This is a genomic window from Roseateles subflavus, from assembly GCF_030285365.1.
GTDB classification, from domain to species: Bacteria; Pseudomonadota; Gammaproteobacteria; order Burkholderiales; family Burkholderiaceae_C; genus Roseateles_B; species Roseateles_B subflavus.
In genome coordinates this window covers 66,760-81,333 of record NZ_JASVDS010000004.1, presented here as the reverse complement: position 1 = coordinate 81,333, position 14,574 = coordinate 66,760, and the positions used below count along the sequence as shown (strand labels likewise).

General features: G+C 72.8%; 9 protein-coding genes. All 9 read left to right on the top strand.

What is annotated here, in order from left to right; genetic code table 11:
• The first annotated feature begins 70 nt into the window (after positions 1-70).
• The 9 genes from QRD43_RS14760 to QRD43_RS14720 all read left to right on the top strand — a co-directional run bounded on the left by QRD43_RS14760 (position 71) and on the right by QRD43_RS14720 (position 14,564).
• Positions 71-1,342 carry an efflux RND transporter periplasmic adaptor subunit gene (locus tag QRD43_RS14760; RefSeq protein WP_285983266.1) on the top strand — a complete coding sequence of 424 codons (1,272 nt, stop codon included), beginning with the start codon at positions 71-73 and terminating at the stop codon, positions 1,340-1,342.
• Positions 1,343-1,382: 40 nt separating this feature from the next.
• Entirely contained in the window at positions 1,383-2,174 is a 792-nt protein-coding gene (locus QRD43_RS14755; RefSeq protein WP_285983265.1) for an ABC transporter ATP-binding protein, read from the top strand.
• On the top strand, positions 2,167-4,677 hold the full coding sequence (locus tag QRD43_RS14750; protein ID WP_285983264.1) for an ABC transporter permease: 2,511 nt from the start codon (positions 2,167-2,169) through the stop codon (positions 4,675-4,677). Before QRD43_RS14755 ends, QRD43_RS14750 begins: the two co-directional genes overlap by 8 nt.
• An 84-nt stretch (positions 4,678-4,761) precedes the next feature.
• A complete protein-coding gene (locus QRD43_RS14745) occupies positions 4,762-6,147 on the top strand; it encodes a sigma-54-dependent transcriptional regulator (RefSeq protein ID WP_285983263.1) in 1,386 nt (461 codons plus the stop codon).
• Positions 6,144-7,532: a sensor histidine kinase gene (locus QRD43_RS14740; RefSeq protein ID WP_285983262.1), complete on the top strand. Its 1,389-nt coding sequence runs from the start codon at positions 6,144-6,146 to the stop codon at positions 7,530-7,532. The genes QRD43_RS14745 and QRD43_RS14740 overlap by 4 nt, the downstream gene beginning before the upstream one ends.
• Positions 7,533-7,536: 4 nt before the next feature.
• Positions 7,537-8,058: an FKBP-type peptidyl-prolyl cis-trans isomerase gene (locus QRD43_RS14735; protein ID WP_285983261.1), complete on the top strand. Its 522-nt coding sequence runs from the start codon at positions 7,537-7,539 to the stop codon at positions 8,056-8,058.
• Positions 8,059-8,246: 188 nt separating this feature from the next.
• Positions 8,247-9,209 (top strand): AfsR/SARP family transcriptional regulator, encoded by a 963-nt coding sequence (locus QRD43_RS14730; protein WP_285983260.1) that lies wholly within the window; start codon positions 8,247-8,249, stop codon positions 9,207-9,209.
• A gap of 306 nt (positions 9,210-9,515) precedes the next feature.
• Positions 9,516-9,776: a hypothetical protein gene (locus QRD43_RS14725; protein WP_285983259.1), complete on the top strand. Its 261-nt coding sequence runs from the start codon at positions 9,516-9,518 to the stop codon at positions 9,774-9,776.
• Between the two features lie 3 nt (positions 9,777-9,779).
• On the top strand, positions 9,780-14,564 hold the full coding sequence (locus tag QRD43_RS14720; protein ID WP_285983258.1) for an N-acetylmuramoyl-L-alanine amidase: 4,785 nt from the start codon (positions 9,780-9,782) through the stop codon (positions 14,562-14,564).
• Positions 14,565-14,574 lie beyond the last annotated feature (10 nt).

Genomic DNA, 14,574 nt, shown 5'->3' with positions numbered 1-14,574 from the left:
GGGTGTCGGCCCTGCCCGCCGGCATCCAAGCCCCTTCCCTGGCACCCCTTCTCCCGACGCTCCCGAGCCCATGGACATCACACGCCCCGCCCGCCGCTGGCCTCTGCTGGCCCGCCACCGCCGCCTGCTGTGGCCAGGCCTGGCGCTCTTCGCCGTGCTGCTGAGCGCTGGCATCAGCACGCTGTCGGGCCAGCGGGTGGAACGTCGCGTCCGGGCGGCCCATGTGCAGCTCGGCACGGTCAGCGTGGGGTCGCTGCGAGAGGAGTTGCGCGCCCCCGGCACCCTGCAGTTGCGCGACCCGCAATGGCTGACGGCGCCGATGGAGGGGCGCGTCGAACGGCTGTCGGTGCAGGCGGGCCAGGCGGTCAAGGCGGGCGACAGCCTGCTGAAGCTCTCCAATCCGGCCCAGGAGCAGCGCGTGCTGGACGCACGCTGGCAGCACGAGCAGGCCGAGGCCGAATGCCGCGCCCTGCAGGCCACGCTGGACAGCCAGATCACCCAGCAGCGCAGCGCGGTGGACCGCGCGGCCTACGCCGAGCGCAGCGCCCTGCTCCAGTGGAATGCCGATGAGGAACTGCTGCGCGAGGGCCTCGTCACCAAGATCGCCCACCAGCGCAGCCAGTTCAACCTCGAGCAGGCCCGCCACCTGCTGCTGCTGGAGCGCACGGTGCTGGCCCAGCAGCAGGACAGCGTCCGTGCGCAGATCAAGGCCAGACAGGCGGCGCTGGAGCGCCTGCGCCAGGCCCTGGCTGCCGAAAGTGCCCGGCAGGACAGCCTCTGGATTCGTGCCCCCATGGACGCCGTGGTGCAGGAGCTCGGCCTGCAGATCGGCCAGTCCGTCGCCGCCGGCGCCAGCCTGGCGCGCCTGGGCAAGCCGGAGGCGCTGATGGCCGAGCTCCAGGTGCCGGAGTCGCAGGCCCGCGAGCTCGCACCGGGCCAGCGGGTCGAGCTGGATCTGCGCAACAGCACGAGCGAGTCCCGGGTCCGCGGCCATGTCGAGCGCATCGCACCCAAGGTGCAGCAGGGCGTGGTGAAGGTCCACGTGGCCCTGGACCAGGCCCTGCCCGCGGGCGCACGCCCGGACCTGAGCATCGATGGCACGGTGCTGCTTCGCGAGCTGCCGCAGACGGTGCAGGTGCCGCGGCCGCTGTTCAGCCAGCCCCACGCCCTGGGGCACGTCTATCGCCTCGATGCGCAGGGCCTGGCCTGGCGCGTCCCGGTGCGATTCGGCGCCGCCGCCGTGGGGCGCATAGCCATCGAGGCCGGGTTGCGGCCCGGCGAGCGCATCGTCACGTCAGATACCAGCGACTGGCCGGTGAATACCCCCGTCCGTCTCGAATGAGCCCCGTCCTTCCCCTACATTCCCACTCCCAGGAGACGACATGAGCCCCACGCCCGAACGCCCCGCCCCGCTGGTGCACCTGCATCAGCTGAGCAAGGCCTACCTCACCGATGACATGGAAACCCATGCCCTGGACGGCCTGGACCTGGAGATCCAGAGCGGCGAGTTCCTGTCCATCACCGGCCCCTCGGGCTGCGGCAAGTCCACGCTGCTGTCCGTTCTGGGACTGCTCGACACGGCCACCCAGGGCCGCCACGAGATGTCCGGCGTCGAGGTCGGCAGCCTGAACGCGCGCCAGCGTGCCGCCTTGCGCAACCGCGAGATCGGCTTTGTCTTCCAGGCCTTCAACCTCGTCGGCGAGCTGAGCGTGGAGGACAACGTCGCGCTGCCGCTGCTCTACCGGTCCGATCTCTCCCGGGCCGAGCGACGGGAGCGCGTGGCCGCCGCACTTGCGCAAGTGGACATGGCGCATCGGGCGCGGCATCTGCCGGCCCAGCTCTCGGGGGGACAGCAGCAGCGGGTTGCCATCGCCCGGGCCCTGGTGGGCCAGCCCCGCCTCATCCTGGCTGACGAGCCCACCGGCAACCTCGACTCCCGCAATGCCGAGCGCGTGATGGAGCTGCTGTGCGCCGCCCATGCCGCCGGCGCCACGCTCTGCATGGTGACCCATGACGCCCGCCAGGCCGCCCTGGCCGCGCGCACGGTGCACATGTTCGACGGCCGCATCGTGCGCGATGGCGCCCTGCCCACCGCATCCGCCGCCCCCACCGCCCCTGCCGGGACGGCCCTGAGCGCCACGCGCCCCGCGGCGCAGGGAGTCCTTCATGCGTGAGGACCTCCGGCTGGCCCTGCTGAGCCTGGCCCGTGCGCCCTGGCAATCCCTCCTGACCCTGCTGACCCTGGCCTGCGGCCTGGGCTTCGCGGTGTACTGCTACTGCATGTACCTGGGCTTCATCGAAGGCAGCCTGCCCTTCCAGGCGCCGGACCGCATCGTGGGCATCGAGGCCACACGCGACGGTGATCGCATGCAGGCCCGCAGCGTGCTCTACGCCGACCTGCTGGAGCTCCGCGACAGCCTGCCGAGCGTCGAGGACCTGGCGCCGCTCACCACGCTGCCCGCCACCGTCGGCAGCCCGCGGCGTACGCCGGTGGTGGTGTCCGCCGCGCAGATCGCCGCCCCCTTCTGGCGCTGGGCTGCGGTCCGCCCCCTGCAGGGTCGTCTGCTGCAGGCCGCTGACGAGGGGCCGGACGCGCCGCCCGTGGTCCTCATCGGCGAACGCCTCTGGCGCGAGCAGCTGATGGGCTCGACGCAGGTCCTGGGCCAGGTGCTGCGCGTCAACGGGGTGGAGCGGACGGTCGTCGGCGTCCTGCCCGATGCCGTGCGCCTGCCGCTGAACCAGCAGCTCTGGCTGCCCTTCCAGGCCCCCCGGGCCGAGCAGATGCAGCGCCAGGAGCGCATGAGCATCGGCACCCCGGGGCACGTGATGCTGCTGGCGCGACTGAAGCCGCAGGCCGGCCTAGCGTCGCTCCAGGCGGAGCTGGACCTCGCCGGGCAGCAGCTGGCCCAGCGCTACCCGCGCAGCCACGCCCAGCTGGGTCTCGTGGCGGTCGGCTACACGAACTGGGGCATGAGCGATGCCGGCACCATCACACTGACCCTTGCCGTGGCCGCCGCCCTGCTGCTGTGCCTGGTGAGTCTCAATGCGGGCAACCTGCTGCTGGGTCGCGCCAACGAGCGCCGCCAGGACATCGCCCTGCGCCTGGCCCTCGGGGCGCCGCGCGCCCGCCTGGTGATGCAGAGCCTGATGGAATCCCTGGTGCTGAGCCTGCTGGGCACGGGCGTCGGCGCCTTCTTCGCCGCCTGGGCCCTGACCCTCACGCAGCAGGCGGCCGAGGCCAGCTCGGATGGCCGCATGCCCTTCTGGATCCATTTCGAGCTGCGGCCGAAGGCGCTCCTTTTCGCGCTGCTGCTGGCCCTGCTCACCGCCTTGCTGACCGGCGGCCTGCCCGCCTGGCGCGGCAGTGACGTCGACACCGCCGATGTGCTGAAGGACGGCCAGCGCGGCAGTCCCGGTGTCCGTGCCGGCCGCTTCAGCCGTCTGCTGGTCGTGGTGCAGATGAGCCTCGCGGCGCTGCTGCTGTGGGTGTCGGGCACGCAGCTCTACGCGGCCCAGCAGCGCCTGGGCCAGGGCACCGGCGCGCGCATGGACGACGTGCTGACGGCCCGGGTGCATTGGCAGGCCCCCACGCCGGCCCCGGCCCCGGCGAGCGCCGCCAGCGCCGCCAGCCCGGCCGACGACATCGCCACACGTCGCTCGCAGGACACGCGGGCGCTGTGGGCCCGACTTGAGGCGCAGCTCGACAGCCACGCCCGGACCGCCGGCATCCACGGCGCCGCGCTGGCCACCTTCCTGCCCGGCGGTTCGGCCAGCGCGGTGGAACTGCTCGCCATCGAGGGGCAGCCGGCCGCGCCCGAGCGCGCGCCGGTCAGCCACAGCTACGGCGTCAGCACCGGCTTCTTCCAGACCCTGGACATCCGTCTGCTGGAAGGACGCGGCTTCGGCAGCCAGGACCGCGAAGGCGGGCGGCTGGTGGCGGTGGTCAACAAGACCTTCGCGCAGCAGCACTGGCCCGGGGAGTCCGCACTGGGTCACCGTTTCGGCTGGCTGGACCCGGACCGCCCGCAGGCGCTGCAATGGATCACCGTCGTGGGCGTGTGCGAGCCCGTGGCGCACGGCCTGGTCCGCCTGGCCAGCCAGCGCCAGCCCGTCGCCTACCAGCCGCTGGCCCAGCTGGCCGCCCTGCCCCAGCAGATGGAGCTGGCCTGGGTGGGCGGCCGCGACACGGCCTCCCAGCGTGAATGGATGGGCCGTGCCGTCAGCGAAGCCGACCCCGACCTGGCGCTGCAGGGCGTCCGAAGCGCCTGGGAACGGCAGCAGATGGCCCTGGCCGGCGCCGACGTCATGGCCGGCGTCTGCACGGCCCTGGGTCTGATGAGCCTGCTGCTGGCGGTCAGCGGCATCTATGGCGTCACTCACCGCGCGGTCGCCCTGCGGCGGCACGAGCTGGCCGTGAGGGCGGCCGTCGGCGCGCCCCCGGCGGCCCTGCTGACCCTGCTGATGAGGCGCAGCCTCTGGCAGCTGGCCCTGGCCCTGCTGCTGGGCCTGCCGGCCGGCTGGGTGGCCCTGGGCGCCATGGACCTCCAGAGCGTCGACTTCCTGTGGGGGGCGGCCGCCTCCGCCCTGCTGATCGCGGGCGTGGCCCTGCTGGCGACCTGGCTGCCGGCGCGCCAGGCGCTGCGCCAGCCCCCGTCCCGCCTGCTGCAGGCGCTGTGAGTCCGGCCGCCCCCCGCGCTTGGAGGCCGGGACCGGCGCATCCCAGGAGTGACAATCGGCGGCCCTGGCCGCCCGCCCCCCGCCATGACTGATCTGGACCCGCCCCCGCCCCTGCTCATCGTGGACGACGATGCCGCCATCCGCATTGCCCTGCGCCAGCTGCTGGCCGCGGCGGGCCTGCCCTGCGTGCTCGCCGCGTCGCCGGGCGAAGCCCTGGCGGCCCTGCAGGCCCGCGAGCACGGCCTGCTGCTGGCGGACTTGAACTTCCGTGACGACACCACCTCCGGGCAGGAGGGCCTGGCCCTCATCCGCGAGGCCCGGGCCCTGGACCCCGATCTGCCCATCGTGGCCCTGACCGCCTGGGGAAGCGTGCCGCTGGCGGTTCAGGCCTTGCAGCAGGGTGCCTCGGACTTTCTGGAGAAGCCCTGGGACAACACCCGCCTGCTCACCACGCTGCAGACCCAGCTGCAGCTGCGCCAGGCGCGCCTGGCCACACGGCGCCTCGCCGGCGAGAACCAGTGCCTGCGCGCGGACGGCTCGCAGGCCGGCCGCTGGGTGGCCGACTCCCCCGTCATGCAGGCCCTCATGAACCAGGTGCAGGCGGTGGCGCCCAGCCAGGTCAGCCTGCTGATCAGCGGCGAGAACGGCACGGGCAAGACGCAGCTGGCGGAGGCCATCCATCGGCAGTCCGCGCGTGCCGACAAGCCCTTCATCGCCGTCAACATGGGCGCCATCCCGGAGACCCTGTTCGAGAGCGAGATGTTCGGCCATGAGCGCGGTGCCTTCACCGACGCGCGCCAGACCCGCATCGGACGCTTCGAGCTCGCGGACGGGGGCACGCTGTTCCTGGACGAGATCGGCAATCTGCCCCTGGCCCAGCAGGCCAAGCTCCTGCAGGCGCTGGAGAGCGGGCATTTCGAGCGGCTGGGCTCCGGCCGGCAGCGCCGCGCCGACGTACGCCTGATCGCGGCGACGAACGAGGACCTGCGGGCCCGGGTGGAGGCCGGCAGCTTCCGCCGCGATCTCTACTACCGCCTCAATACCGTGTGCCTGCACATGCCGGCCCTGCGTCAGCGCGGCGAGGACGTCGTCGCGCTGGCCCGCCTGCTGCTGGCGGCACATGCCGAGCGCGAGCAGCGTCCGGTGCCGCTGCTGAGCCCGGATGCGCTGGAGGCCCTGCGCCGCCATCCCTGGCCGGGCAATGTGCGTGAGCTCTCGCACTGCATGGCCCGAGCCTGTCTGCTGGCGACCGGCCCGCTCATCCACGGCGCCGACCTGGCGCTGCAGGGACCGGCCGGCGCCGAGCCGCCAGCGGAGCCGCACGGCCGCGCCTGGAATCTGGAAGAGGCCGAGCGGGCCTGGATCGAGGCGGCGCTGCGTCACTGCGACGGCCATGCCAATGAGGCGGCCCGCCTGCTCGGGCTCAGCCGCTCGGCCCTCTACCGCCGGCTGGGCAAGCACGGCCTATGACACCCAGGACCTCGGGCAAGACCTGGCCCCTGCCGTGCGAGGCCTGGCTGGGCGGCTGGGCCGCCGGGCTGCCCGCCTTGCTCGCCCTGGCCCTGTGCCTGTGGCAGCTGCCCTGGCTCATCTATCCCAAGATCCTGCTGATGACGCTGGCCCTGCTGGCCTGGGCCTGGGGAGGCTGGTCCTGGCAGCGGCGCTGGCAGGACCGCCTGCGCCAGGCGGCCAACGTCCTGGAGGGCCTGGCCCAGGGCGACCCCACGCTGCGCCTGCATGCGGGTCCCGGGCTGGCGGAGCTGGCCACGCCCATCGCCGCCCTGGGCCGGCAGCTGCGCCAGGTCCAGGACCAGGCGCGTGCCGAGCAGGACCTCACGCGCACCGTGCTGCAGGCGTTGGACCTGGCCGTGCTGGCCTTCGACGAAGCCGGGCGGCTGTGCCTGATCAATCCCAGCGCGGAGCTGCTGCTGAAGGCGCCCGGTGCCGCGCTGCTGGGCCGCACGGCCGAGTCGCTGGGCCTGTCCGGCTGGATGGAAGGCGCGCAGGAGGTGGTCTGCGAGCACGCCTTCCCGGGCGCCAGCGGCACCTGGCGCATCCGGCGTCATCGCCAGGCCCTCGCGGCGCCCGGCCACACCCTGCTGTGCATCAGCGACCTGCGCCAGGCCCTGCGCGAGCAGGAACTCAAGGCCTGGCACCATCTGCTGCGGGTGCTCAGCCATGAGGTCCAGAATGCGCTGGCCCCCATCATCAGCCTCAGCGGCAGCCTGCAGCCGGGCGCGGCCGCGGCCGCCCGGGCTGAGGCGCCTCCCAGCCCGACCTGGTCGGAAGACCTGCGGGAGGCCCTGCCGCTGATCGAGTCCCGCGCGCGCCAGCTCAGCGAGTTCGTGCGGCGCTACGCCCGCTGGTCCCGCCTGCCCGAGCCCCAGTGGCAGCTCTTCGACCTGCTGCCCCTGCTGCAGCGCCTGGCTGCCCTGTCCGGCGGCGTGAGGCTGGCCTGGGTGGACGCCGCAGGCGAGCCCTGCGAAGCCCCGGCCAGCCTGCCCTTCCATGGCGACGCCGGCCAGATCGAGCAGCTCCTGGGCAACCTGCTGAAGAACGCCCACGAGGCGGAGCAGGCCGCCGGCATCGCGGCGCCCGAGGTGGAGCTGGTCTGTGCCTGCCCGCCCGAGCGGCTGTGGCTGCGCGATCGCGGCGTGGGCCTTGCGAACCCGGCCAATCTCTTCGTGCCCTTCTACACGACCAAGCCGGGTGGCAGCGGCATCGGCCTGGTGCTGTCCCGCCAGATTGCCGAAGGGCATGGCGGCAGCCTGTGGCTGAGTGCCCGACAGGATGGCCCCGGCGCCGAGGCCCGCCTCCACTTCCCGGGGATGGCCAGAGCGGCTGTGAAACAATAGCGCGATGCAAATCACCGCCCCCTGTGTGGTCTCCCTCAGCTGGAGACTGGAAGATGCCCAAGGCCAGTTGATCGACGAACTGGCCGAGCCGCTGGAGTTCTTCTTCGGCGGCGACGACCTGTTCGCCAAGGTCGAGGAAGCCATCACCGGCCAGGAAGCCGGCTTCGAGGCCAGCGTGGCCCTGGACCCGGAGCACGCCTTCGGTGACTACGACGCCAACCTCGTGTGCTTCGAGGCCCGCAGCCTGATGCCCGAGAACGTGGACGTCGGCATGCAGTTCGAGGGCCTGCCCGAAGGCGCCGCCACGGAAGGCATGCCCCAGGACCTGATCTACACCGTCACCGAGGTCTACCCAGAGCACGTGGTGCTGGACGGCAATCACCCGCTGGCCGGCGTGGGCTTGCGCATGCATCTGCGTGTGCGCGACGTGCGCGAAGCCACCGAGGAAGAGATCGAGGCCGGCTCGATCGGCGAGGCCGTCTTCAGCCTCGTCAACGGCACTCCCCCGGGCGAATCGCTGCACTGACGCCTCCGGGGCGCTCCGCGCGCCCTGGCGAGCCGCCGGCGCTGTGCCGCCGCGGCCGCCCTGAACATCCCTAACTTCGACCCTGCCAGTTCTGACAGTAGGGGGCTGCGCACCTGGGCAGTTGTGCCAAGATCGCCAGCCCAGCGGTTCTCACGAGCGTCCGCTCCCGGGCGACGCCACCGAGTCATATGGATGTTCAGCTTCGCCTGGAACTGTTCGGCGCGTACAGCGTCAGTCTCCAGGCCGGCGCGTGGCCTGCGCAGCGCAGCCTCGTCCTCAACGGGCGGCTGGGCGGGCTGCTGGCCTTGCTTGCCCTCGGCCGCGGCCAGACGCTCAACCGCGGCGAGCTGTGCCGCGAGCTCTGGGGCGCCGGGCCGGAGTCGGCCAGCGCCGCCTGCTTCAACACCCTGCTGTGGCGTCTGCGCCGGGCCCTCGAGCTCCCGCCCGACACCGCCGCCATCATCGAGACCGACCGCCAGGGCGGCGTGCGCATCGCCCGGCATGTGCAGGTGCAGTCCGACCTGGAGCGCTACCTGGCGCTGGTCGAGAAGCCGCTCGCCAAGCCGGTGGAGCAGCTGACGCCGCCCGACGTGCAGGCCCTGCGCGAGGCCGTGCTGCTCTACCGCGGTGACGTGCTGGCCGGCTACCAGGACGACTGGGCGCTGCGGCTGCGCGAACGCCACCGGCGCACGCAGCTCGGCGCCCTGGCGCGCCTCATGCATCTCAGCAGCCTCCAGGGCCATTGGCCGGAGGCGATCCAGCACGGCGAGGCCATGCTGGACATGGACGCCCTGCGCGAGGACGTCCACCGCGAGCTCATGCGCTGCCACCTCGCCGCCGGCCAGCGCGCGCTCGCGCTGACGCAGTTCGAGCGCTGCCGCTCCGCCCTCAAGCGCGAGCTGGCCATCGCCCCCATGGCCGAGACCCTGGCGCTCTACCAGGAGATCGCCCGCGAGGCCACGCAGCCGGCCACCGCCCCGGTGCCGCTCGCGCCGCCCCGCCGCGGCCTGTTCGAGCCCCACGCCCTCCCCTGCCTGGCGGCCACGCCCGCCCAGGTGCTGCTGCCCTGGAGCGAGGCGCTGATGCAGGCCCGCTGGCACCTCGCCCAGGCGGACGCCCAGCTGCAGACGCAGCTCGACTTCGGGCACTGAGCCCCCTCGCTACCCCCTCGCCGCCGCCTCGCCGCTGGCCTCGCCGGCTGCCCTCGGCCGGCCGTCGGCGTGCTCCGCGCCTTCATCGCCTCCCCCCGTCGCTTCCCACCCGTCGCCCCGTCCCGTCGCCCACCGACGGGCGACGCGCCCTCGCGCGCCGGGCGCCGGGCGCGCACCGACATCACATCCCCCTCACGCCTGACGCCCCGACGTGATGGGCGTGTGATGCCGGCGTGATGCGGCGGTGATGAGGGCCGTCGCAAGATCACCTGGCCGTCATTCCGGCCCCACCAGCGCCCTTCTGCCATGGCCTTGATCAACGACCGCAGCGCCGCCTTCATCGTGAGGGTCTGGTGCGAGCACGGCGATCAACCGTCACGCGGGGTGCGCGACTGGAGAGGCTCGATCGAGCATGTCGAGAGTGGCGAACGGGTCTTCTTCCGGGAACTCAACGCGGTGCCGAGCTTCATGGACCGCCATCTGCGAGATCTCGGGATCGAGGCCCCCAACCGATTCTGGGAGCAAGTCTTCGACGACGAGCCCCCCGAGCAGCGAACCAAGGAGTGAGCGATGCCACGCATTCAGGCCAATCGAGACCAGGTGGATGACCGCTTCAGCGTGCTGGGCTTCACCATCCGCACGGAGAGTCCCTTGTTCGAAGTGGCCGTGGCCACGGACCCGGCGCTGTTCCGGGCCGATGCCCGCGGGCGACGTGGGCGGCGCAACTTCTACTCCAGCCGCGCCCAGGGCGTGCTGCGCGCGCGTCGCGGCGAGGCCGTCTACCTGCTGCCACAGGACGTGCTCGCCAACTTCGTGGGCCAGCCCAAGCTCTACTTCGGCCTGGCGACCTACCGCGACGGCACGCCGCAGCAGCCCGACTTCGTGCAGCTGCCGCAGAGCGGGAACATGTATGTGTCCCTCAGCGGGCTGAGCGAGCGGGGCCTGCGCCGCGCCGTGGGCGCGTTCAATGGCAGCTCCTACGGCCAGGCAGGCGCGGGACGCGACCCGAGCCTGGAATGGGGCGGCGACAGCGCCGCCGCGCGGCCCGCCACCGCCCCGGGCGCCTCACCCGCCCCCGCGGCCGGCGCACCGGTCAATCCGCCCCCCGCCGGCCCGGTCGCCGCCGGCCTGGACTACGACGATGGCTTCGGCCCCTTCCCGCCCCCGCAGTCCTCGGCGCAGGGGGATGAGGGCGTGCAGGCCTATCGCAATGGCAATGGCAATGGCAACGAGCCCTGCAACGGCTGCGGCGACGCCGGCGCCCAGGCCCTGGACGTCCCGCTGGACCCCGGCGCCGGCGGCCGCTCCATCAGCGTGGAGGCCATGGAGGCAGGCGACATCATCGTCAGCACCACCCGCGCCTGGGTCTCGCGTGCCATCCGGCTGGGCACGCTCTCGCCCGTCAGCCATGTGATGCTGTACCTGGGCGGCGGTCGCGTGATCGAGGCCGTGGGCTCGGGCGTGCGCGAGGTCAGTGTGGAGGCCGCGCTGCACGACGCGATCCTCGCCGTGGCCTACCGGGTGAAGAACCTGACTGCCGCGCAGCGCGACCGTGCGCTGAGCGAAGCCCGCAAGTTCAAGGACCAGCCCTACAACTACCCCGGCATCGTGCAGCGTGGCGTCGCCATCGTGGCGCCGGTGACCGGGGCCGTGGTGGACGCCATCAGCCGTGTGCTGAGTGTGCCGCCCCAGCAGGCGCATGCCGTCTATTGCTCGCAGCTCGTGCTGGAGGCCTACCGCCTCGCCGGCATCACGCTGCTGGACGCGCCGCCTTCGCAGAGCACGCCCGACGCCGTGGCGCGCCTCGCCCAGACCCGCCTGCGCTACGTCGGCCATCTCAAGGCCGAGGACGTGCCCTACGGCATCCAGTTCGCCGTGGACGAGGACGGCCCCGACACCGCGCCGCCCGCGCAGGCCCAGAGCTGGGTCGAGCCGCAGGAGGTGCTGCTGCGCGCCTACAACGGGACGCTGGGCGACCAGATCCGCCTCTTCGCCGACACCGTCAAGTGGGTGGCCGGCGTCGACGACACGCACGCGCTGCCGCACAGCGCCATCGGGCAGGTGCTCTGCTACAACGGCGATCGCATGATCGGCAAGGCCACGGCCTTCTTCATCGCGCCGCGCCTGCTGCTGACCAATGCGCACGTGGTGAGCGGCTGCACCAAGCTCGTCATCATCCCCGGCAAGACGGGCGACGGCGCCGGCAGCGAGCCCTTCGGCCGCTTCGAGACCACGACCTGGCGCGCCCACCCGAGCTACCGCCCCGGCCGTCGCGACTTCGACTTCGCGGTGGTGCTCGCCCCGCGCAATGCGCCCGGCGGCCATCTCTCGCCCGTCGAGGAACTCACGCAGAGCCGGCCCGAGGGCGTGGCCGTCTGCGGCTACTCGGCCCGCTCGCGCCGCGACGACCCGGTCGGCACCATCGTCAACGCCGTGCTCAACCCCGACAAGCAGCACGTCCACCGCGGCTATGTGCGCGAGATCAGCGACGAGGTCATGCACTACGACGTGCAGGAGCTCGCGGGCTCCAGCGGCTCGCCCGTCTACTGGATCGAGGGTGGCGCCACGCCGCGCGTGCATGTGGTGGGCGTCAACGCCGGCCCGCGCGACAGCCTCACCAACTCCGGCGTGCGCCTGACCCGCGCCAAGGTGCAGTGGATCCGCGAACGTGCGGCGGAGCTGGGGCAATCCGTGTCCTTCGCGGCCGAGGGCGGCGAGGAGGAGTATGCCGGCGAGCAGGCCCTGTCCGCGGATGACGACGCCCGCGGCATCGAGGGCGCCCAGCCCGAGGGCCACGCCAACGCCGGCGCGCAGGCGCTGTGGGCCGAGCCCATGGGCACGACCGCGCCGCAGTACCCGCTCGCCCGCCGCTTCGTGCAGGCGGCGACAGGCAACTTCCGCCCGGCCAACCGCGGCCGAGCCGACATCCAGCGCATCGTCATCCACATCACCGACGGCTGCACCACCGGCCACTGCCGCACCGATGCCGAGCGGGCCCGCGCCATCAACGGCACCATCAGCTGGTTCCAGGACCCGGCCGCCCGCGTGAGCGCCCATTACATCGTCGGTCAGGACGGCGAGGTCGTGCAGATGGTGCGCCACGAGGATGTGGCCTACCACGCGCACACGGCCAACAGCAACAGCATCGGCATCGAGCACGTCGCCGATGCCGGCCACCGCGGCCATGTGCGCACCGCACCGTCGCGGCTGCAACTCGAGGCCTCGGCCGCGCTGGTGACCTGGCTGTGCGACCGCTTCGGCATCACGCCCGATCGCGCGCACATCCTCGGCCACAGCGAGGTCGATTCGGGCACCACCCATGCCGACTGCCCCAACGCCGTGTGGGACTGGGACACCTACATGCGGCTCGTGACCTCCCGGCAGTGCCTGGCACAGGGCCTGGCCGAGCAGGGGATGGCCGACGGCGGGGCGCACGGCCTGAGCCAGGATGCCGGCGGCCCGGTGCTCGTGCCGGCCCCCGCCCCCGTCATGCAGCAGCCGCTGGCCTTGCAGATGGACGCGGCATCGCCCGCCGCGGCGCCCGCCGGACCACAGCGCATCGCCAGCTCCGTCAGCGGCGCGCAGATGTGGCGGGTCCGCGCCCAGCAGGGCGCCAGCGAATGCGAGCTGGACCAGCTGCGCGGCTACAAGCACCCGGGCGACACCGCGCCCGCCGCGCCGGCCGCCTTCCAGGACGCGCCCACGCTTTCGCTCACCGACTGGCCCCGCCTCGAAGGCGCGCGGGGCGACGTGGCCTGCCTGGGCCTCGAGGTGCGCTGGCAGCACAACGGCCGCTCGCTGGGCCAGGTCCGCATCAGCCCGCTGGGCGGCAGTGACGCCGCCGGCTGGCGCCTGCACGTGAAGGCGCGCATCTTCGACGACGCCCATGTCTATGCCCGCGAAGAGCCGCACTTCGCCGCGCTGCGGGTGCGCCTGGAGTACTGTTTCACGCCGGACAGCGGCGCCGTGGTGCATGCCTTCCGCGAGCTGCACCTCTTCGGCAACGGGCGCTACAACATCGGCGGGGACTGGGCGCAGTACCGCGCGCTGCCGCTGGAGCATGACGGCGGCGTCGCCGAGCCCGACGAGCGCCTCAATCAGACGGCGCCGGGCACCAGCGTCGCCGAGTCCCTCGAGGTGGCCGCCCGCACCGTGGCCCCGACGGCGCCCTCGCGCTTCCTGCAGGCGGCGCTGTCAGGCACGACCGGCGTGCGCCATGCCGTGCTCGCCGCCGCCGCCCGCGAGCTGGGCGTGCGCGAGGTCGTGAACAGCAACCGCGCCGCCGGTGGGGACGCCACCCTCAATGACGACCCGGAAGGCCGCATCGTGGCCTATCTGCGCGAATGCGGCCTCAGTGCCACGCCGGGCCGCCACAACTCGGCCTACTGCGCTGCCTTCACGACCTTCGCGCTGCGCAGCGGCGGCTACACCGGCGTGCGCGGCAGCGCCGGCGCGGGCGGCCTGCGCGCGCAGTTCGAGCAGGCCGGGCGCTACCACGCCGTCGAGCAGTCCCGCCCCTACGACCCGGCGCAGGACTTCCGGCCGCGGCCGGGCGATGTGTTCTTCACCGGCTCACCCGGGCGTGAGAGCCATGCCGGGCTGGTGGTCTCGGTGGATGACAACGGCACGCTGCACACGCTGGAAGGCAACACCTGGTCCCCCAACGAGACCACGGCCGGCGTCATGGAGCGCAACCACGCGGCCGCCAACAAGGGCCGCCGCTATGCCCTCGTCGGCTTCGGCTCGCTGCTGGACGATGCCGCACCGGCCCAGGCCCATGGCCTGGAGGCCGACGAGAGCGAGGCGATGCAGGTACAGACGCCCCGCGACCCGGCCAGCCTGTCCTGGGAAAGCGCCCGCTACCCGGACCGCGCCGCCTGGTCACGCGAGCTGCTGCAGTGCATCCGTGCGCACAAGGCCGAACTGGATCAGGGCAATCCGGAGAGCTATCTCGCGGGCTACAACCAGCTCGATGCCGCGCACCAGCTGAAGTTCTGGGGCGAGCTGATGGTGGCGATGGCGCAGTTCGAATCGAGCTGGAACCCGCACTCGCGCTACCGCGAGGCCAACGGCCAGTACTCGGTCGGCCTGTTCCAGCTGAGCTACGCCAATGCCCGCGACTACGCCTGGGAGCCCGTCAGCGAGGAGCGCGCGAGCCTCGAGGACCCGCTGGTCAACATCCGCTGCGCCGTCATCGTGCTCGCGCACCTCGTGGCCCAGAACCGCGTGGTGGCGTCGAGCGAAGGCGGCCGGCATCAGGGCGGCGCGCGCTACTGGTCCGTCCTGCGGGCCGGCGCGCGGCACAAGTTCAACGAGATCCGCGAGTACGTCCGCACCCACGTGCCGATGCCCTGAGCCCGAGCGC

Coding starts and splice junctions, on each gene's coding strand:
- QRD43_RS14760 (WP_285983266.1), top strand. CDS start 71: ATGGACATCACACGCCCCGCCCGCCGCTGGCCTCTGCTGGCCCGCCAC.
- QRD43_RS14755 (WP_285983265.1), top strand. CDS start 1,383: ATGAGCCCCACGCCCGAACGCCCCGCCCCGCTGGTGCACCTGCATCAG.
- QRD43_RS14750 (WP_285983264.1), top strand. CDS start 2,167: ATGCGTGAGGACCTCCGGCTGGCCCTGCTGAGCCTGGCCCGTGCGCCC.
- QRD43_RS14745 (WP_285983263.1), top strand. CDS start 4,762: ATGACTGATCTGGACCCGCCCCCGCCCCTGCTCATCGTGGACGACGAT.
- QRD43_RS14740 (WP_285983262.1), top strand. CDS start 6,144: ATGACACCCAGGACCTCGGGCAAGACCTGGCCCCTGCCGTGCGAGGCC.
- QRD43_RS14735 (WP_285983261.1), top strand. CDS start 7,537: ATGCAAATCACCGCCCCCTGTGTGGTCTCCCTCAGCTGGAGACTGGAA.
- QRD43_RS14730 (WP_285983260.1), top strand. CDS start 8,247: ATGGATGTTCAGCTTCGCCTGGAACTGTTCGGCGCGTACAGCGTCAGT.
- QRD43_RS14725 (WP_285983259.1), top strand. CDS start 9,516: ATGGCCTTGATCAACGACCGCAGCGCCGCCTTCATCGTGAGGGTCTGG.
- QRD43_RS14720 (WP_285983258.1), top strand. CDS start 9,780: ATGCCACGCATTCAGGCCAATCGAGACCAGGTGGATGACCGCTTCAGC.